Source organism: Actinoplanes awajinensis subsp. mycoplanecinus (assembly GCF_001509495.1).
GTDB lineage: Bacteria > Actinomycetota > Actinomycetes > Mycobacteriales > Micromonosporaceae > Actinoplanes > Actinoplanes palleronii.
This window is the reverse complement of the sequence record NZ_LLZH01000280.1, coordinates 65,193-84,074: the sequence shown is the minus strand read 5'-3', so window position 1 is coordinate 84,074 and position 18,882 is coordinate 65,193. Positions and strand designations below refer to the sequence as shown.

The following is an 18,882-nucleotide window of genomic DNA, read 5'->3' as shown; positions in this document are numbered from 1 at the left end:
CCGTCCCGCCAGACAGGGATTCACGGTGGTTCCGTCGTTTGTGTGGCACAGCGGCCTCCTCGGGATGAGGGTGGTCACTCGCATACAAAAGGGGTGGGGTAACCCGCGGAAATCGCCGGTGACCTCACCCAATCGTGTGGAGTCTGTTACACAGACCGGAAGTATCACCGGGTTCGGACACGGGGAGTCGCACACCATGTGCGCTGCGCGCAAAGCCGCGAATCCGTCCGAACTCGGCATCCTGTGTCAAGGTCACCCTGTCTGATCCGGGGCCGGAGGCAACGGACCGGCTGTCCGCTATCCCGGCGGGGCGCGGTTTGTGCCAGACTCGGCGTTCGTGGAGGAACCCGCCCCCGATCCCGTCGCGCACGCCGCGGCCCGCCGTCCGGACGCCGCCGCGCTCATCGCCGGTGACACCGTGCTGACCTGGGCGGACCTTGATGCGAAGGTCACCGTGGCGGCCCGGTTCGTGGCCGCCCGGACAGCGCCCGGCGACCGGGTCGCATCCGTGCTCGGCAATACCGTTGACTTCGTGGTGACCTGGTTCGGCACGTTGCGGGCCGGTCGGGTCGCGGTGCCGATCAACCCGGGCTACACCGCCGACGAGGTGCGGCACGCGATCACCGACGCCGGCTGCGCGCTGATCGTCATCGGACAAACAGACCAAGTCCGTTTGGGTCTGACGGCGTTGTGCGTCGCACCGGAGTTCGACGGGGCGGCCGCGGCCGACCTTCCCGCGGTCGCCGCCGGTGACCTCGCGGTGCTGCTCTACACGTCCGGCACCAGCGGCCGGCCCAAGGCCGCCATGCTCACCCACGCCGCGCTGGCGGCGAACCACGAGCAGCTCGACCGGATCGAGCCGCCGGTGATCGGCCCGGACGACGTGGTGCTGCTGGCCGTGCCGTTCTTCCACGCGTACGGGCTGAACACCGGGCTGGGCAGCGTGGCGCACCACGCGGCGACCGGGGTGCTCGTCGACAGGTTCGACCCGGCGGCCACTCTCGACCTGATCGCCGAGCGCGGCGTGACCGTCGTGGTCGGCGTGCCCGGGATGTACCAGGCCTGGTCCCGGTTGCCCGCTGCGGGCGAGGCGCTGGTCGGGCTGCGGACCGCGGTGTGCGGCGCGGCGCCGCTGGACCAGGCGACCGCGGCGCGCTTCCGGGCCGCCACCGGCACGACGATCCTGATCGGGTACGGCCTGACCGAGTGCGCCCCGGTGCTGACCACGACCGCGGTCAGTGATCGCGGCAAGACCGGCTCGATCGGACGGCCACTGCCCGGGGTCGAGCTCTCCCTGCGTACCAAAAACGGGTTTGACCTGTGGCGGGACGGCACGGCCTCGCCCGAGGAAGATCTCGCCGAGCTGGACCTCGCCCCGGCCGCCTCGGCCGGGACCGACCCGGGCGAGATCGTGGTGCGCGGCCCGAACCTGTTCGCCGGCTACTGGCCGGACGGCCGCGACGGCCCGGACTCCGACGGCTGGTGGGCGACCGGCGACATCGCGTACGCGGACGGCGAGGGCGACCTGATCCTCGTCGACCGGATCGGCGAGCTGATCCTGGTGAACGGGTTCAACGTCTACCCCGCCGAGATCGAGCGGGTGCTGGACGCACATCCGCGGGTGGCCGAGTCGGCGGTGGTGGCCCGGCCGGACCGGGACGCCGGGCAGCGGCCGCACGCCTACGTGGTGGCGGTCGGCGAGCCCGCGCCGTCGACCACCGAGTTGCAGGTGCACTGTGCCGCCCGGCTGGCCCGGTTCAAGCTGCCGACCATCGAGCTGGTCGCCGCGCTGCCCCGGTCGCTGAGCGGCAAGATCCGGAAGAGGGAGCTGTCTTGAGTCGCATCACCCTGATCAGCCGGGACGGCTGCCACCTGTGCGAGGTGGCCGAGCAGGCCCTGGACCGGATCGCGCCCGGCGACTGGACCCGGGTGGACGTGGACTCGTCGGTCGAGCTGCAGCGCGACTACGACGACCGGGTGCCGGTGGTGCTGCTGGACGGCAAGGAGCACGGCTACTGGCGGGTGGAAGAGGCCCGGCTTCTGCGGGATTTGGCTCGACAACCAGGGGAACCGCACCTGTAGTTTCTGCGAGCGTGACAGCTACACACCTGGTCTGGGACTGGAACGGAACCCTTCTCGACGATCTGCACCTGGTGGTGTCGTCGACGAACGAGGCGTTCGCCTCGCTCGGCGCGCGGGCCGTGGACGCGGACGAACACCGGCGTACGTTCCGCCGGCCGGTCGCCGAGTTCTACGCGGAGATGCTCGGCCGGGCGGTGAACGAGGAGGAGTTCGGCCGGCTGGACCGGATCTTCCACGACGCGTACCGGCTGGGGCTCACCGACATCACCCTGGCCGCCGACGCGATGACCGCGATCAAGAGCTGGCCCGGCACGCAGTCGCTGCTCTCCATGTGGTTCCACAGCGAGCTGGTGCCGGCCGTGGACACCTACGGCCTGGCCGGGGTCTTCACCCGGGTCGACGGGCTGCGCACCGAGGTGGGCGGCGACCTGAAAGCCGGTCACCTGGCCCGGCACCTGGAGGGCCTGGGCGTGCCCGGCGACCAGGTGGTGCTGATCGGTGACTCGCTCGACGACGCCTACGCCGCGGACGCGGTGGGCGCCGCCTCGGTGCTCTACACCGGGGGCTTCACCCACCCGGTGCGCCTGCGGGAATCCGGCCGTCCGGTCGCCGACACACTGCTGGAAGCGGTGAACCTGGCCCTGTCACTCTGAGTCAGGTGGCCCTGGCGGTCCATCACCGGTAATACTCGACGGGTCGGCTCGGCTATCACAGCCGGGTCGATCCTGTCCAATTGTCCCGACAAGATCGCGATTTGTGCACGCCTTCACAAGCGCCTACTCTGTGACTCCGACGAGCCCCGCTACCACAGCCGCCCCACGAGGGTGGCACCGGTATCGCTCAGATCGGGCTCACCGCAGTTTCGCCTCGTCGGCACGGAGTCAGATGAGCCAGCACCGTCACGGAAGCACGTCCGGCGAAGCCGGTGGCGTCCCCGCCTTCCCGGATCTTCCGGAGGCGACGATCGCTCGGCTGCCCGAATACCTTCGCGCCCTGCACCATCTGGCCGAGGCCGGCGCAGAAACGGTATCCAGCGAGGGTCTGGCCGCCGCAGCCGGGGTCAACTCCGCGAAACTCCGCAAGGATCTCTCGCATCTCGGGTCGTACGGCACCCGCGGCGTCGGCTACGACATCGCCCTGCTCGTCGACCAGGTCGAGTACATCCTGGGCCTGGACAAGAACCGCGCGGTCTGCGTGGTCGGAGTCGGCAATCTGGGACACGCGCTGGCCGGGTACGCCGGTTTCGCCAGCCGCGGCTTCCGGGTCGTCGCGCTCTTCGACGCCGACCGCAAGAAGGTCGGCGAGGTGATAAACGGGATGGCCGTGCGGCACATCGACGACCTGGCCCGGGTCGCCGCCGAGGAGACGCTCGCGATCGGCGTGATCGCCACCCCGCCCACCTCCGCCCAGGCGGTCGCCGACCTGCTGGTCGCGGTCGGTGTGACAAGCATCCTGAACTTCGCGCCCTGTGTGCTGTCGGTCCCGCCGAACGTCGACGTGCGCAAGGTGGATCTCGCCATCGAGCTGCAGATCCTCTCGTTCCATGAACACCGCAAGGCGTCGCTGACCGCCCTTCCCGGCGGACGGCATGACGACCAGGAGGCAGTCGGGTCGTGAATCTGCTCAGCATCGGTGCGTCCTACCGCACCGCCGACGTCGCCGTACTGGAACGGCTCACCATCCCCGAGGCCCAGGTCCCGGAGATGCTCCAGAAACTCGTCGCCCAGCCGTACGTGAACGAGGCCGTCCTCGTCGCCACCTGCAACCGTGTCGAGGTGTACGCCTCGGTCACCGGTTTCCACGGCGGCCTGGGTGACATCTGCAACGTGTTCGCCCAGCACTCCGGCATCCCGGCCACCGACCTGGCCGGCCACCTCTACGTGCACTACGGCGAGGCGGCGGTCCGGCACTCGTTCCGGGTCTCGGCCGGCCTCGACTCGATGGTCGTCGGCGAGGCGCAGATCCTCGGGCAGCTGCGGGACGCGTACCACTCGGCGACCGAGGCCGACTCGGCCGGCCGGCTGCTGCACGAGCTGATGCAGCAGACGCTGCGGGTCGGCAAACGGGCGCACTCCGAGACCGGCATCGACAAGGCCGGGCAGAGCGTCGTCTCGGCCGCGCTGGAGGTGGCCGCCGAGCACCTCGGCGGAGACCTCACCGGCCGTCCCGCGCTGGTCATCGGGGCCGGCGCGATGGGCTCGCTGTCGGTCGCCACGCTCACCCGGACCGGTGTCGGCCCGCTGCGGATCACCAACCGCAGCGCGGAACGTGCCGACCGGCTGGCCGAGGCGTACGGCGCTGTCGCGGTGCCCTTCGACGACCTGGCCACGGCGCTCAGCGAGGTGGACATCGTGGTCACCGCGACCGCGTCCACCACGCCGGTGCTGACCCGTGAGCGGCTGACCGCCGCTCTGGCCGCCCGTACCTCGGTGACGCCGCTGGTGGTGCTGGACCTCGCGGTGCCCCGGGACGTCGCTCCGGAGGCCGCCGGGCTGCCCGGCCTCGCCGTGATCGACATCGACACGCTGGCCGCCAGCCGGCGCGCGCTGCCGGCCGTGGCCGAGACCGCCGCGGTCGAGCAGATCGTGGCCGGCGAGGTGGACAACTTCCTCGGCTGGATGCGTGGCGCCGAGATCGCGCCGACGGTGGCCGCGCTGCGGAACCGGGCCGAGGACGTGGTCTCCGCCGAGATGCGCAAACTGCTGACCCGGCACCCGGAATTCAGCGAGGAGCAGCGGGCCGACGTTTCCCGTACCCTGCACCGGGTCGTCCAGCAGATCCTGCACTCGCCGACCGTGCGGGTGCGGCAGCTGGCCGCCGAGCCGGGCGGGGACCAGTACGCCACCCTGCTCCGCGAGTTGTTCGACCTGGACGTCCCGCACGCCACCCACGCTGACGCGGTACCCGAGATCGGAGGCAGAGCGTGACGACCACACCGTTGCGCCTCGGTACCCGGGGGAGCGCGCTGGCGCTCACCCAGTCGCAGACGGTCGCCGACGAGCTGACCACGGCCACCGGCCGTCCGGTCGAGCTGGTCCGGATCGTCACGCGCGGCGACACCTCGTCCGCGCCGGTGGCCGAGCTCGGCGTCGGGGTGTTCGTCTCCGCGCTGCGTGACGCGCTGCTGGCCGGTGAGATCGACATCGCCGTGCACTCGTACAAGGACCTGCCGACCACCGAGCACCCACGCCTGCACATCGGCGCGGTGCCCCGCCGGGAGGACCCGCGGGACGCGCTGGTGGCGCGGGACGGCAAGACCCTCGCCGACCTGGCGCCCGGCGCGCTGATCGGCACCGGCGCGGTCCGGCGGATCGCGCAGCTGCGGTCGCTCGGGCTGGAGTTGCAGGTCACGCCGATCCGCGGGAACGTCGACACCCGCATCGCCCGCGTGCTCGGCCCTCGGGCCGACCTCGACGCGGTCGTGCTCGCCCATGCCGGACTGGCCCGCCTGGGCCGGACCGCCGAGATCACCGAGACGCTGGACCCGATGCTCATGCTGCCCGCCCCTGCACAGGGTGCGCTGGCGGTCGAGTGCCGGGCCGGCGACGCGGACCTGGTCGAGACGCTGGCTGCGCTCGACCACGCACCGACCCGCTCCGCCGTGCTGGCGGAACGGGCATTGCTGGCCACGTTGGAGGCCGGGTGTGCCGCCCCGGTCGCCGCCTATGCCCGCCTCGTGCGGGGTGGGCATGCCGGCTCGACCTTCGGGGACGGGCCTGGCGAGGAGATGATTCACCTGCGCGGTGCGGTGATCAGCCCGGATGGGGTTCGAGCCATCCGGCTGTCGCGCACCGGAACGCCCGCCAGCGCGGCGGAGATCGGCAAGGCACTCGCCGCCGACCTCCTCGACGCCGGCGCCGATACCCTGATGGGGAGCACAGAATGACCACCCGCACCGCCCGCAAGCCAGCCGGACGCATCGCGTTCATCGGCGCCGGACCCGGCGACCCGGAGCTGCTGACCCGCCGCGCCTACAGCGCGCTGACCGATGCCGACCAGGTGGTCTACGACCGCGGCGTCCCCGAGTCGCTGCTGGCCGCGGTACGCGCGGACGCGAAAGAGGACGCACAGTTCAGCCCGGCCGAGGGCGCCCCCGGCGACGTCGCCAAGGTGCTGCTCTCCGCGGCCAAGTCCGGCCTGGCCGCCGTCCACCTCGTGGCCGGCGACCCGTTCGGCCACGACTCGGTGGTCAAGGAGGTGCAGGCGGTCGCCCGGACCGCCGTGCACTTCGAGGTGATCCCGGGTATCGGGCAGGCCGAGGGCGTGGCCGCGTACGCGGGTGTGCCGCTGCCCGGCGTCCGGATCGCCGCCGACGTCGACGACGTCACCACCCTGGACTTCGACGCGCTGGCCGGTGCGGCCCAGAAGGGCTCGTTCGCGGTCGCGGTGGATGCCGGTGACCTCGCCGCGGTCCGGGACGGGCTGCTCGCGGCAGGTGTCGAGCCGGGCGTGCCGGTCGGCGTGACCGGCGACGGCACCGGGGAGACCCAGTACACGACGACCTCGACGGTGGACAGCTTCGTCGCGGCGGCGCTCGGCTTCACCGGCCGGGTCGTGCTGACCGTCGGCGCCGAGGTCGGCGAGCGCGACGCCCTGAGCTGGTGGGAGAACCGCCCGCTGTACGGCTGGAAGGTGCTGGTCCCGCGGACCAAGGAGCAGGCCGGTGCGATGAGCGCGCGGCTGCGGGCCTACGGCGCCATCCCGTGCGAGGTGCCGACCATCGCGGTCGAGCCGCCGCGCACCCCGGCGCAGATGGAGCGCGCGGTCAAGGGCCTCGTCGACGGCCGGTATGCCTGGGTCGTCTTCACCTCGGTGAACGCGGTTCGCGCAGTCTGGGAGAAGTTCGCCGAGCACGGCCTGGACGCTCGCCACTTCGGTGGTGTGAAGATCGCCTGCATCGGTGAGGCCACCGCCGAGGCGGTCCGCGCGTTCGGTATCCAGCCCGAGCTGATCCCGGCCGGCGAGCAGTCCAGCGAGGGCCTGCTGGCCGAGTTCTCGCCGCACGACGAGATCCTCGACCCGGTCGGCCGGGTGCTGCTGCCGCGCGCCGACATCGCCACCGAGACCCTCGCGGCCGGCCTGATCGAGCGGGGCTGGGAGGTGGACGACGTGACCGCGTACCGGACGGTGCGGGCCGCGCCGCCGCCGGCCGAGATCCGTGACGCGATCAAGTCGGGTGGCTTCGACGCGGTGCTCTTCACCTCGTCCTCGACCGTTCGCAACCTGGTCGGCATCGCCGGCAAGCCGCACGCCCGCACGGTCGTCGCGGTGATCGGCCCGAAGACCGCCGAGACCGCGATCGAGTTCGGTCTGCGGGTGGACACCCAGCCGCAGGACGCCTCGGTGCCGGACCTGGTCGAGGCGCTCGCCGAGTACGCCCTGGAGCTGCGCGAGAAGCTGGCGGCGATGCCCGCCAAGCAGCGTCGTGGCTCCAAGGTGCAGGGCCCCACGGCTCTTCGTTTCCGCTGATCCGACTGCGCGCCGGGGGTTTCCTCCCCCGGCGCGTTTTCCGTTGAGGAGCACCCGATGTCTTTCCCCGACATCCGCCCGCGCCGGCTGCGGCGCACCCCGGCCATCCGCCGGCTGGTCGAGGAGACCCGCCTCTCACCGGCCGAGCTGATCCTGCCGCTCTTCGTCAAGGAAGGGCTGACCGAGCCGCGCCCGATCGGCTCGATGCCCGGCGTGGTGCAGCACAGCCGTGAATCACTCCGCAAGGTCGCGCACGAGGCGGTCAGTGCCGGTATCGGCGGCCTGATGCTCTTCGGTGTGCCGGAGGACGCCAACAAGGACGAGACCGGCTCGGCCGGCCTCGACCCGGACGGCATCCTCAACGTCGGCCTGCGGGACGTGATCGCCGAGGTCGGCGACGCGACGGTGGTGATGGGCGACCTCTGCCTCGACGAGTTCACCTCGCACGGGCACTGCGGCGTGCTGGCCTCGGACGGTTCGGTGGACAACGACGCGACCCTGCACGTGTACGCCGAGATGGCGGTGGCCCAGGCCGTGGCCGGGGCGCACGTGGTCGGCCCGTCCGGGATGATGGACGGCCAGATCGGCGTGATCCGCAAGGCCCTCGACCGGGCGGGGCATCAGGACGTCGGGGTGCTCGCCTACGCGGTGAAGTACGCGGGCGCGTTCTACGGCCCGTTCCGCGAGGCCGTCGAGTCGACGCTGCAGGGTGACCGTCGGCAGTACCAGCAGGACCCGCCGAACCTGCGGGAGGCGCTGCGCGAGGTGGACCTGGACGTGGCCGAGGGCGCGGACATGGTGATGGTCAAGCCGGCCCTGCCGTACCTGGACGTGATCGCCGCGGTCCGCGACCGGGTGACCGTCCCGGTCGCCGCCTACCAGGTCTCCGGCGAGTACTCGATGATCGAGGCGGCCGCCGCGAACGGCTGGATCGACCGCGAACGGGCCATCCTGGAGTCCCTCACCTCGATCAAACGAGCCGGCGCCCAGATCACCCTCACCTACTGGGCCCTCGAGGCCGCCAATCTCCTCCGCACCCGCTACTAAATTCGCAAAACGCCGCCGGTGACTTGGCAACTGATTTCCCGACGCCCGCGGGGTTTGCGGGCGGCGGGAAATCAGCTGCCAAGTCACCGGCTTAAAAGGCGTTTTGCCGCGGAGCGAAGCGGAGCCAGTTAGCTGGGGGCGAGTCGCTGGACCAACTGCCCGACGTCGGCGATGTATTCGAACCAGTCGCGGTCGGACTGGTAGCCCAGCTCGGCGTTGACCTTCAGCATCGACTCGTTGTGCTGCGCGTTCCACGTCTGCACCTGGCCCAGGCCGGGCTCGGCGCTGCGCAGCTCGAACAGCATCCGGGCCTTGATCGCCCGGTCGATGCCGTAGCCGCGGTGCTCGCGGACGACGATCGTGTCGTACTGGTCGGCGCGCTCCGGATGCTGCGCCGGGACGACCACCTCGGTCAGCCCGGCGACGGCGCCGGTCGCCTCGTGGATGGCCAGCACGATGTACGGCTTCAGGCCCCGCCGGTGCAGCGTCTCCAGCGACTCCCGGAGGCGTTCCGGGTCGGAGGAGCGCGGCGTCAGCTCGAGATCGTCGTCGTCGGTCTGCGCCTGCGCCTTGGCATGGGCGTAGGCCTCCAGGAGCGCGGCGGGCGGGCCGCCCGGGTGGTACTCCACCCGGTAGCCGCTGCTGATCCCGCCGGCCATCGTGGTCAGCGACGCCCAGTCGACGGTGTCCAGACTCAGGACACTGCGGGTCTCCACATACTCCCGCTCGAAGCCGAGCGCCTCGTAGAACCCGATGGCGGGGGTGCCGCCGATCGCTTCCACCCCGATCGAGGAAAACCCTTCGAGGTACGCCCGGCGCGCGGCGACGGCCAGCAGCTCGCGGCCGAGTCCCCGGCGGCGCAGGTGCGGTTCGACGAGTATCTCGAGCACGCCGATGTCGCCCAGCAGCAGGATGCTGACCAAGGCGTAGATCTGGCTCTCCCCGTCCGGGAGCCGATCGTCCTCGGCGACCCAGCAGATCCGGCGTTCACCCGGCATCGTCTCGGCGAGATAGTCCCGGACCTGGACGTCGCGCCAGGGTGGATCGTCGGGGAGATCAGCCGCCAGCACCGCGTTGACCGTCTCCACCAAGGAGTGGATCTCAGCCGCGGACGCGGAGCGGGGATCCCATTCGCGCACCCTCACTCGTACATCGTGCCGTTTAACGGACCTTCAGGGAAGTGCTGACCACGCAAAAGTACGCACACACTCACCGAGCGTCGCGGCTGCTGGGCGGTTTCGGCCGGTACGGATCAGGCGCGGCTGCGGGCGCCGTAGTCGTTGGCGGCCTCGAAGACCTTCTGCGCCGACGTGCGGAGCGCGCTGTAGCTCAGCACCGCGTCCCACCAGGAGTCGGCCCGGGACAGGTCACGGACGCTGCCCTTGGCGTCCTTGCAGAGCGCGGTGGCGGCGGCCAGCGCGGCGTCGTCGATGTCGTTGATCTCCGGGGTGCCGTTCCGGTCGGCGTCCACCGCGTTCGCCTGCCAGGCGCTCGGGATCAGTTTCATCGGGCCGACCTCGCGGTCGTAGGTGGCGTCCTGGTCGAGCAGCCCCTGGTCGGTGTCCTTGACCAGCATCCGGCCGCCCTGGCCGTCCAGCGGCAGGCCGTAGATGGCCGGCTGGACCAGCCCGTCGACGCCGAGGACCGCGCCGTTCGCGCTGCCGTGCCCGGAGGCCACCTTGCCGATCGCGGCGAGCGTGGTCCAGTTCAGGTGGCAGGTCGGGACGGTCTGCGCGGTCACCAGCTCGGCGTACCCGTACGCCTGGACCGCGACCACCGGGATGCCGACCTTGGTGCCGGCCGCCTGCGCCCAGGAGGCGAGGGCCTCGGCCGGGCGGGTCACGCTCACGCCGCCGGTGGCGGTCGGAAACACGCCGCCGGGCACGGTGGCCGGTGGAACCGTGTAGCCCGGGACCGCGCCGGTGGCCACCGGGCCGGTCGGGAAGCCGGTCGGAAACCCGGTGGGGAAGCCGCCGGCCGGGAACGCGTACGGGTCGCTCGCGGACGGGGCGGGAGCGGCCGCGCCGGCGCCGAAGGTGGGGGTGGCGCTCAGGGTGGGTGCGGCCTCCAGGGCGCGGGGGACCAGGTAGACGCCCGCGGCGCCGCCGAGCCCGACCAGGGTGACGACCACGACGCTGGGCAGGATCACCCGGCCGCTGGGTCGTTTCGACCAGGCCAGCACGCCGCGGCCGCCCCGGCCGGCGAGGGTCAGCGAGCGCCGGACCAGGCTCTTCTTGGCCGGCACGTTCGGCGTCGCGGTCTTGGCGGGCACGAGCAGAGGGGCAGTCTTGGCGGGCGCGGGCGCGGGCGCGGGCGCGGGCTCGGCCTCGGCCTCGGCGGGCGCGGGCGCGGCCGAGTCAGCGGGCTTGTCCGTTGTGGCCTTGCCCTCAGGGGCGGCGGCCGCGCCGTCGGCGGAGGCCTTGCCTTCAGGGGGAGCGGCCGCGCCGTCGGTGGCGGCCTTGTCTTCAGCGGCGAGGGCCTTACCTTCGGTGGCGCCCGGCGAGGCCGGTGAAACGGTTTTGTCCGGCGCGACGGACTTGTCCGGCACGGAACCCTCGACCGGGGCCGCACCGGAACTGCCCAGCGGGCCACCCTGATGCGGCGCCGCCGCACGCAACTCCGGCCGCCCTGCTGGGATCTTCCGCTCCTCCGCCACGGGCTCGACCCTACCGGGCGGCGAGCCCGCTAGGTAGGTCGCCGGAGCGCGCTGGGCAAAGGGGCCCTACGCTGGTCCGATGCCGCGCTATGACTACCGCTGCCGCGCTTGCGGAGCCACCTTCGAGGTCAGCCGCCCGATGCGGGAGGCCGCCGCTCCGGCCGCCTGCCCGCAGGGCCACGACGACACCGTCAAGCTGCTGTCCACAGTCGCCGTCACCGGCCGAGGTGGATCCGCTCCGGCGCCGTCCGGCGGCGGCGTAGGAGGGTGCTGCGGCGGCGGCTGCGGCTGCTGACCCGGCCGCCGCTCCCCGGTTCGAACGGGGTCGTCCGGGCCGTGGGGGCGCTCGGCTGACCCCGAACGGGCCTCACCAAGAAGTGATCTGCGCCACTCCTTACGCAAAAATGCGCGATCCGGTCGTGCGTCGACATTGGTGGCCAACCACCTGTCCATTCTCACCCTCAGTGCCCGGCCCTCCACCCGTTGCAGGCAAATCCGCCCAGCTCAGGGCCGATTTCCCAGGGGGTGGGACACCACGTACGGGTACACCCGGACAGCCCGGCGGTTTTGCCCGCCCGCCTCGTTTCCGCGTTCGATCTCTTTCGTTACGACACGCGTAGTCCCGTATGCCGATGTCGATCCCACTCTTCGGTGATGTCCTCCGTAAGGGGTCGGCCATGGCGGGCAGATGGTTACCGTCCGTTTCTACGATGGGCGGTGACTCTGCGGTACGGCACCATGAGTCGCGACTTCTCGAAAGGGGCGGAGGTTCCACCGTGTCGAGACGGCTCGAGCTACCCAGTGGCCTCGTGACCTTTATGTTCACTGACATAGAGGGCTCGACACGACTGGCCCGGATGCTCGGTGACACCTATCGTGATGTGCTGAACGCACATCGCTCAGTGTTACGTGCTGCGCTGAGTGACTTCGGTGGTGTCGAGCTCCTCACCGAGGGTGACTCCTTTTTCGTGGCGTTCGCCGACGCCGACGCCGCCGTGGCCGCCTGTGTGGAGGCTCAGCGGAGGCTCGCCTCGCACGACTGGCCGCGCGCCGACGCCGTCCCGAAGGTCCGGATGGGACTGCACACCGGCCGGGCCACCCCGATCGGCACCGAGTACGCCAGCGCCGAGGTGCACCGGGCGGCCCGGGTGTCCGCCGCGGCACACGGCGGCCAGGTGCTCTGCTCGGCGGCGACCGCGCTGGCGGTGACCGCCACGTACGCCTCGGCCGGGCCCGCCGGCGGGGTGGCGGCGGCGACGCTGGCCACCGTGGACCTGCTCGCCCTCGGCGCGTTCCGGCTGCGCGGCTTCGACGACGACGAGCAGCTCTACCAGGTGCTCGCGCCGGACCTGGAACGGGACTTCCCGCGACCGCGGACCGCCGAGGCGCCCCGGCACAACCTGCCGGCCGAGCACAGCTCGTTCGTCGGGCGGCAGGCCGAGATCGCCGAGCTGACCGAGCTGGTCAGTCATCATCGGCTGGTCAGCGTGGTGGGGCCGGGCGGCTCCGGCAAGACCCGGCTCAGTCTCGCGGCGGGTGAGCAGGTGCTCAAGGCGTACCCCGGTGGGGTCTGGTCGATCGATGCGGTCAGCGCGGCAGGCGGCCTGCCCACCGCCCTCGCCGCGGCCCTCGGCCTGCGGCCGGAACCGGGGCGGCCGGCGATCGAGACCCTGGTCGAGGAGTGCGCCGAACGACGGATGCTGGTCATCCTGCAGACCTGCGACGCCGCGCCGGGGCTGACCGCGGCGCTGGCCCACCGGCTGCTGGCCCGCTGCCGCCGGCTGGACGTGCTGGCCACCGGGCGGGCCCCGCTCGGGCTGGCCGGGGAGACCGTGTGGCGGATCCCGCCGATGGCGCCGGCCGACGCGTTCGCGCTGCTGCGGGACCGGGCCGCGGCAGCGCGTGGCGGGCGGGACGGCGGGGACGACGAGCAGCTGGCCGAGCTGGCCGCGCGCCTGGAGGGCTCGCCGCTCGCCATCGAGCTGGCCGCCGGCCGGCTGCGGCTGATGCCGGCCGACCTGCTGGCCCGGCGGCTGGACGACCCGCTCGGCGCGCTGGACAACGACGCCTGCGGCGAGGGCCGGCACGACAGCCTGCGCAACAACCTGGAGTGGTCGTACCGCAGCCTGGGCAGCCGGGCCGCCGAGCTGCTGCGCCGGCTCGCGGTCTTCGCCGGGCCGGTCGACCTGGCCACCGTCGACTGGTGCGGCGAGGGGGCGCTCAGCGCGCTCTCCGAGCTGGCCGACAAGTCGCTGATCGAGGTGGTGCCGGGGCCGCGGTACCGGATGTCCGGGCTGGTGCGGGCGTACGCACTGCGCCGGCTCGCGACCGCCGGTGACGAGCAGGCCGTCCGGGACCGGCACCTGGCCTGGTCGCTGGAGACGCTGACGACCGTCGCGGTGGACACCGACGGGCAGCTGCGGACCCTGTCGCTGACCGACCTGGGGCCGTACGTCGCGGAGTGGCAGACCGCGCTGCGCTGGGCGTCCGCGGGTGGCGACGTGCGCTCCGGGCTGCGGCTGGCCGGCGCGCTGAACCCGTGGTGGCGTGAGCACGGCGGGGCCGGCGAGGGCCGGAACCTGCTGGCCCGGCTCTACGAGCGGCTCGGCCCGGACGCGGACCCGGCCGAGCTGGCCCAGGCGTACCTGATCCACGCCGACCTGACCGACGACCGGGACGAGCGGGACGACTTCCTGCACCGCGCCGAGCGGGCGGCCCGGCGGGCCAGTGACCCGGCCCTGCTGGTCCGGGCGCTGGGCGGCAAACGGGTCCGGCTGGACGAGCGCGCCGACGAGGCCACCGAGCGGTCCTGCCGGTCGGTGATCGCCCAGGCCGAACGGGCCGGGGTGGCCACCGAGGCGCTGCCCGCGGTGCTGGCGCTGGCCGAGCTGTTCTGGCGCCGGGACGCGCTGACCGAGGCGGCCGAGCTGCTCGGCGCGGCCCGTCAGCTGGAGGCCGGCCGTCCCGAGGACCGTGGCCGGCGGGCGGTGGACTGGCTGCTCGGCATGGTCGCGCTGCGCCGCGGTGACCTGGTGGCCGCGCACGATCATCTGGTGGTGGCGCTGCGTTCGAGGCTGCGGCACGGGTTCCGGGGTGCGGCCGCCGACGCGGTGGCGGCCATCGCGGTGCGGTGCGCGCTGGGCGGGGACCCGACGAGCGCGACCGTGCTGTTCGGCGGGGCGGAGGCGGCGCGCGGGGCCCGGCGTACCGCATCGTTCGGCGCTTTCTGGTCTGCGCAGCAGACCGCGTTGCGGCTCGCGCTCGGTGACGCCGCGTTCGACGCGGCCTACGCCGACGGCGCGAACCTGGGCTTCGACCGGATCGTGGCGATGGCGCTGGCAGTGGAGCATCCCGATCTGGAGGACGGCGCGGCCCGGTTCGCCCAGATCGCCCGATAGCGGGTACTGGCTGGCCTGATGGTGCGGATCCGGCCGGGTACTGATCTGATGTCCACCGGGCGTGACCATCACATCGGCCGTTAGGGTGTCTTCCGTGCAGGCGGTTCCATGATTCACCTACCGCTGGTCCGACAAGGACCATTGCGAGCCCTCGCTGTCCGGTTGGCGATGGCGTTCACCCTGGTGCTGAGCGCGGTGACGGTCGTCTATCTGGATCGCGGCGGCTACCGGGACGTCAACGGCGACGGGCTGACGCTGCTCGACTGCTTCTACTACGCGGTCGTCTCGCTCTCCACCACCGGATACGGCGACATCACCCCGGCCACCCAGGGCGCGCGTCTGATCAACGTTCTGTTCATCACGCCCGCCCGGGTGCTCTTCCTGATCATCCTGGTCGGCACCACCCTGGAAGTGCTGACCGACCAGTACCGCCGAGGGCTCCGGATCAGCCGGTGGAGGTCCAAGTTGAAAGACCACGTGATCATTTGCGGCTACGGCACCAAGGGCCGGGCGGCGGTCGACGCGTTGCTCGAGACCGGGTACGTCAAGTCGCGGATCGTGATCGTGGAGAACCGGGAGGCCGCGGTCCGGCAGGCCACCGCGAACGGCCTGGTGGTGATCGAGGGCAACGCCACCCGCTCGGCGGTGCTGCTCGAGGCGGACGTGAAGAACTGCAAGTCGGTGATCATCGCGACCGACCAGGACGAGGCGTCCGTGCTGATCACCCTGACCGTGCGGCAGCTGACCGCCGGCCAGGTGCGGATCATCGCGTCGGTCCGTGAGCAGGAGAACGCGGCGCTGCTCAAGCAGAGCGGCGCGCACCACGTGATCGTCTCGTCGTCCACGGCCGGTCGCCTGCTGGGCCTGACCACCACCGCGCCGCCGCTGATCGACGTGGTCGAGGACCTGCTCACCCCGGGTCAGGGGATGGCGCTGGCGATGCGCTCCGCGGAACGCGCCGAGGTCGGCCGCAACCCGCGCCAGCTGCAGACCCTGGTGGTCGCGCTGATCCGGCGGGGCAAGGTGCTGCCGCTCGGCGGCACGGCCGAGGTCACCATCGAGACCGGCGACCTGCTCGTCTACATCCGCGACGACGAGTCAGCGCCGACCGGGGTCTCTGTCTAAACCCTTATTCGGTACGAATACCGGGTCCCGTCCGTAGGCTACGAGCCACGGCGCCGCCCGTGAGGCCGCCGCGAGACCGTGCCCGGCCCGGACCGCGTCGCGACTTGCGGTGCTTGGCTGGCTCTCAGGGGTGCCTCCGCGACGCGGAGGCACCCCTGAGAGCCGGCCGGAATCCTGCGCCTAGGGGATGGTCCAGGTGTCGCCGGAGTTCAGGAGATCGTTGAGCATCTCCTCCGGGGTGCCGGTGGCCTGTGCCTGCGCGTCGAGCAGCTGTTTGTGGACGAGCTCGTCGTAGGACGGGCGCCGCACGTTGCGGAACACCCCGATCGGGGTGGTGCTCAGGTCCGAGCCGGAGAGCCGGCTCAGGGCGAACGCGTAGGCCGGGTCGTCGACAGTGGCGTCGTGCACGATCGCGGCGCCGCCCTCCTGCACCTGCAGGCCGAAACTGCCCTCCGGGTGCACCACCGAGAACCGGTCGTCGGCGCCGAACGTGATCGGCCGGCCCTGCTCCAGGCGGATCAGGTGCGCGTCCCGCGACTCGGCGTCCTTGATCAGGTCGAACGCGCCGTCGTTGAAGATGTTGCAGTTCTGGTAGATCTCGACGAACGCCGAACCCTCATGCTCGGCCGCGGCGCGCAGCACCGACTGCAGGTGCTTGCGGTCCGAGTCGATCGTGCGGGCCACGAACGTCGCCTCGGCGCCCAGCGCGAGCGAGAGCGGGTTGAACGGCGAGTCCGCCGAACCGGCCGGCGTCGACTTGGTGATCTTGCCGAGCTCGGACGTCGGCGAGTACTGCCCCTTGGTCAGGCCGTAGATCCGGTTGTTGAACAGCAGGATCTTCAGGTTGACGTTGCGGCGCAGCGCGTGGATCAGGTGGTTGCCGCCGATCGAGAGCGCGTCGCCGTCGCCGGTGACCACCCAGACGCTCAGGTCCGGGCGGGACGCCGAGAGGCCGGTGGCGATCGCCGGGGCACGGCCGTGGATCGAGTGCAGCCCGTAGGTGTTCATGTAGTACGGGAAGCGCGACGAGCAGCCGATGCCGGAGACGAAGACGATGTTCTCCCGGGGGATGCCCAGCTCCGGCATGAAGCTCTGCACCGCGGCCAGGATCGCGTAGTCACCGCAGCCCGGGCACCAGCGGACCTCCTGGTCGGACTTGAAGTCCTTCATCGTCAGCGGCGTCAGAGCCAGGGTCGATCGGCTCAGTGGTGGGCTAACCATTCTTGACCACGTCCTCCAGCATGTTCTCCAGCGTCGCCGCGGTGAACGGCAGGCCGCTGACCTGGTTGAAGGGCACCGCGTCGATCAGATACCGAGCCCGGATCACGTGGGCGAGCTGACCGAGGTTCATCTCCGGGATGACCACCCGGTCGTAACCGCTCAGCACCTCGCCGAGGTTGGCGGGCAGCGGCGAGAGGTGCCGCAGGTGCGCCTGCGCGATCGTCAGCCCGCGCTGCCGCAACGCCCGGCACGCCGCCCCGATCGGGCCGTAGGTGGAGCCCCAGCCCAGCACCAGGACCCGGGCGGCTTCCGACGGGTCCTCCACGTCCACGTCGGGCACCTGGATCGCCTCGATCCGGGCGGCCCGGGTGCGGACCATGAACTCGTGGTTGTCCGGGTCGTAGGAGATGTCACCGGTCTTGTCGGCCTTCTCCAGCCCGCCGATCCGGTGCTCCAGGCCCGGCGTGCCGGGAACCGCCCACGGCCGCGCCATCGTCTCCGGGTCGCGCAGGTAGGGCAGGAACTTGCCGTCCTCGGCGTTCGGGGCGGTGGTGAACTCGACGGACAGGTCGGGCAGCTCGTCGACCGACGGCAGCAGCCACGGCTCGGAGCCGTTGGCCACGTAGTTGTCGGAGAGCAGGATGACCGGCGTCCGGTAGGTCAGAGCGATCCGCGCCGCCTCCAACGCGGCGTGGAAGCAGTCCGACGGTGACCTCGGGGCGATCACCGCGAGCGGCGCCTCGCCGTGCCGGCCGTACAGCGCCATGTTCAGGTCGGCCTGCTCGGTCTTGGTCGGCATGCCGGTCGACGGGCCGGCCCGCTGCACGTCGACGACGACCAGCGGCAGCTCGAGCGCGATCGCCAGGGAGATGGTCTCGCCCTTGAGCGCCACACCGGGACCGGACGTGGTGGTCACGCCGAGCGCCCCGCCGTACGACGCGCCCAGCGCCGCACCGATCGCCGCGATCTCGTCCTCGGCCTGCATCGTGGTGACGCCGAACCGCTTGTGCTTGGACAGCTCGTGCAGGATGTCCGAGGCCGGCGTGATCGGGTACGCCCCGAGGAAGAGCGGCAGCCCGGACCGCACCGCGGCGGCCACCAGCCCGAGCGAGAGCGCCTGGTTGCCGGTGATGTTCCGGTACGTCCCCGGGCGCATCTTGGCCGGCTTGATCTCGTACCGCACCGAGAACGCCTCGGTGGTCTCGCCGTAGTTCCACCCGGCCTGGAACGCGGTCTTGTTCGCCTCGACCAGCTCCGGCCGCTTGGCGAACTTGCGCTCCAGGAACCGCAGGGTTGACGCGAACGGGCGGGAATACATCCAGCTCAGCAGGCCGAGCGCGAACATGTTCTTGGCGCGCTCGGCGTCCTTCTTGGCGATGCCGAGCCCGGCCAGCGCGCCGACCGTCATCGAGGTCAGCGCGACCGGGTGCACGGAGTATTCGGCCAGCGAGCCGTCGTGCAGCGGATCGGCCGGGTAGCCGACCTTGGCCAGGCTGCGCTTGGTGAACTCGTCGGTGTTGACGATGATGTCGGCGCCCGGTGGCAGGTCCGACACGTTGGCCTTGAGGGCGGCCGGGTTCATCGCGACCAGCACGTTCGGCGCGTCGCCCGGGGTCAGGATGTCGTAGTCGGCGAAGTGGACCTGGAAACTGGAGACCCCCGGCAGGGTCCCGGCGGGTGCGCGGATCTCAGCGGGGAAGTTCGGCAACGTCGAGATGTCGTTGCCGAGCTGAGCGGTCTCCGAGGTGAACCGATCACCGGTGAGCTGCATGCCATCGCCCGAGTCGCCGGCGAATCTGATCACCACGCGGTCCAGCTGCTCGACTCGCTTCGCGGGAGGGGCCACGTTTCAACCTCCAAAGAGCGCGGGCCGATTTTGTGTAC

General features: G+C 71.7%; 15 protein-coding genes. 11 read left to right on the top strand and 4 right to left on the bottom strand.

Going from position 1 to position 18,882, the window contains the following annotated elements:
- The first annotated feature begins 337 nt into the window (after positions 1-337).
- The 8 genes from ADL15_RS28580 (at position 338) to hemB (ending at position 8,598) form a co-directional block, all read left to right on the top strand.
- Positions 338-1,837, top strand: a complete 1,500-nt coding sequence (locus tag ADL15_RS28580; protein WP_067697676.1) for an AMP-binding protein — start codon at positions 338-340, stop codon at positions 1,835-1,837.
- Positions 1,834-2,082: a glutaredoxin family protein gene (locus tag ADL15_RS28575; RefSeq protein ID WP_067697632.1), complete on the top strand. Its 249-nt coding sequence runs from the start codon at positions 1,834-1,836 to the stop codon at positions 2,080-2,082. Before ADL15_RS28580 ends, ADL15_RS28575 begins: the two co-directional genes overlap by 4 nt.
- Before the next feature lie 11 nt (positions 2,083-2,093).
- A complete protein-coding gene (locus ADL15_RS28570; RefSeq protein WP_067697629.1) occupies positions 2,094-2,735 on the top strand; it encodes an HAD family hydrolase in 642 nt (213 codons plus the stop codon).
- Positions 2,736-2,967: 232 nt separating this feature from the next.
- A complete protein-coding gene (locus ADL15_RS28565; protein ID WP_067697628.1) occupies positions 2,968-3,699 on the top strand; it encodes a redox-sensing transcriptional repressor Rex in 732 nt (243 codons plus the stop codon).
- Positions 3,696-5,009: a glutamyl-tRNA reductase gene (locus tag ADL15_RS28560; protein WP_067697622.1), complete on the top strand. Its 1,314-nt coding sequence runs from the start codon at positions 3,696-3,698 to the stop codon at positions 5,007-5,009. Before ADL15_RS28565 ends, ADL15_RS28560 begins: the two co-directional genes overlap by 4 nt.
- Complete coding sequence (hemC, locus tag ADL15_RS28555) at positions 5,006-5,968, top strand: hydroxymethylbilane synthase (protein WP_067697620.1); 963 nt, start codon at positions 5,006-5,008, stop codon at positions 5,966-5,968. Before ADL15_RS28560 ends, hemC begins: the two co-directional genes overlap by 4 nt.
- Positions 5,965-7,551 carry a bifunctional uroporphyrinogen-III C-methyltransferase/uroporphyrinogen-III synthase gene (locus tag ADL15_RS28550; protein ID WP_067697618.1) on the top strand — a complete coding sequence of 529 codons (1,587 nt, stop codon included), beginning with the start codon at positions 5,965-5,967 and terminating at the stop codon, positions 7,549-7,551. Before hemC ends, ADL15_RS28550 begins: the two co-directional genes overlap by 4 nt.
- 57 nt (positions 7,552-7,608) lie before the next feature.
- Positions 7,609-8,598, top strand: coding sequence for a porphobilinogen synthase (gene hemB / locus ADL15_RS28545; RefSeq protein WP_067697617.1), 990 nt, complete (start codon positions 7,609-7,611; stop codon positions 8,596-8,598).
- Between the two features lie 128 nt (positions 8,599-8,726).
- On the opposite strand, the gene ADL15_RS28540 is transcribed toward hemB, so the two are convergent.
- Together ADL15_RS28540 and ADL15_RS28535 are read right to left on the bottom strand one after the other, a co-directional pair.
- A complete protein-coding gene (locus ADL15_RS28540; RefSeq protein WP_067697615.1) occupies positions 8,727-9,743 on the bottom strand; it encodes a GNAT family N-acetyltransferase in 1,017 nt (338 codons plus the stop codon).
- Positions 9,744-9,850: 107 nt separating this feature from the next.
- Positions 9,851-11,254, bottom strand: coding sequence for a murein transglycosylase (locus ADL15_RS28535; RefSeq protein ID WP_157441656.1), 1,404 nt, complete (start codon positions 11,252-11,254; stop codon positions 9,851-9,853).
- Positions 11,255-11,333: 79 nt separating this feature from the next.
- Between ADL15_RS28535 and ADL15_RS51835 the strand changes: the two genes are divergently transcribed.
- The 3 genes from ADL15_RS51835 (at position 11,334) to ADL15_RS28525 (ending at position 15,777) form a co-directional block, all read left to right on the top strand.
- Entirely contained in the window at positions 11,334-11,549 is a 216-nt protein-coding gene (locus ADL15_RS51835; protein ID WP_083971847.1) for an FmdB family zinc ribbon protein, read from the top strand.
- Between the two features lie 523 nt (positions 11,550-12,072).
- On the top strand, positions 12,073-14,652 hold the full coding sequence (locus ADL15_RS28530) for an adenylate/guanylate cyclase domain-containing protein (protein WP_232344391.1): 2,580 nt from the start codon (positions 12,073-12,075) through the stop codon (positions 14,650-14,652).
- 108 nt (positions 14,653-14,760) lie between these two features.
- A complete protein-coding gene (locus tag ADL15_RS28525; protein WP_067697611.1) occupies positions 14,761-15,777 on the top strand; it encodes a potassium channel family protein in 1,017 nt (338 codons plus the stop codon).
- Positions 15,778-15,957: 180 nt separating this feature from the next.
- On the opposite strand, the gene ADL15_RS28520 is transcribed toward ADL15_RS28525, so the two are convergent.
- The gene (locus tag ADL15_RS28520) at positions 15,958-16,998 is read right to left on the bottom strand and encodes a 2-oxoacid:ferredoxin oxidoreductase subunit beta (RefSeq protein ID WP_067697609.1); all 1,041 of its coding nucleotides are present in this window, start codon (positions 16,996-16,998) and stop codon (positions 15,958-15,960) included.
- A complete protein-coding gene (locus ADL15_RS28515; protein ID WP_067697607.1) occupies positions 16,991-18,844 on the bottom strand; it encodes a 2-oxoacid:acceptor oxidoreductase subunit alpha in 1,854 nt (617 codons plus the stop codon). The genes ADL15_RS28520 and ADL15_RS28515 overlap by 8 nt, the downstream gene beginning before the upstream one ends.
- Positions 18,845-18,882: the final 38 nt, after the last annotated feature.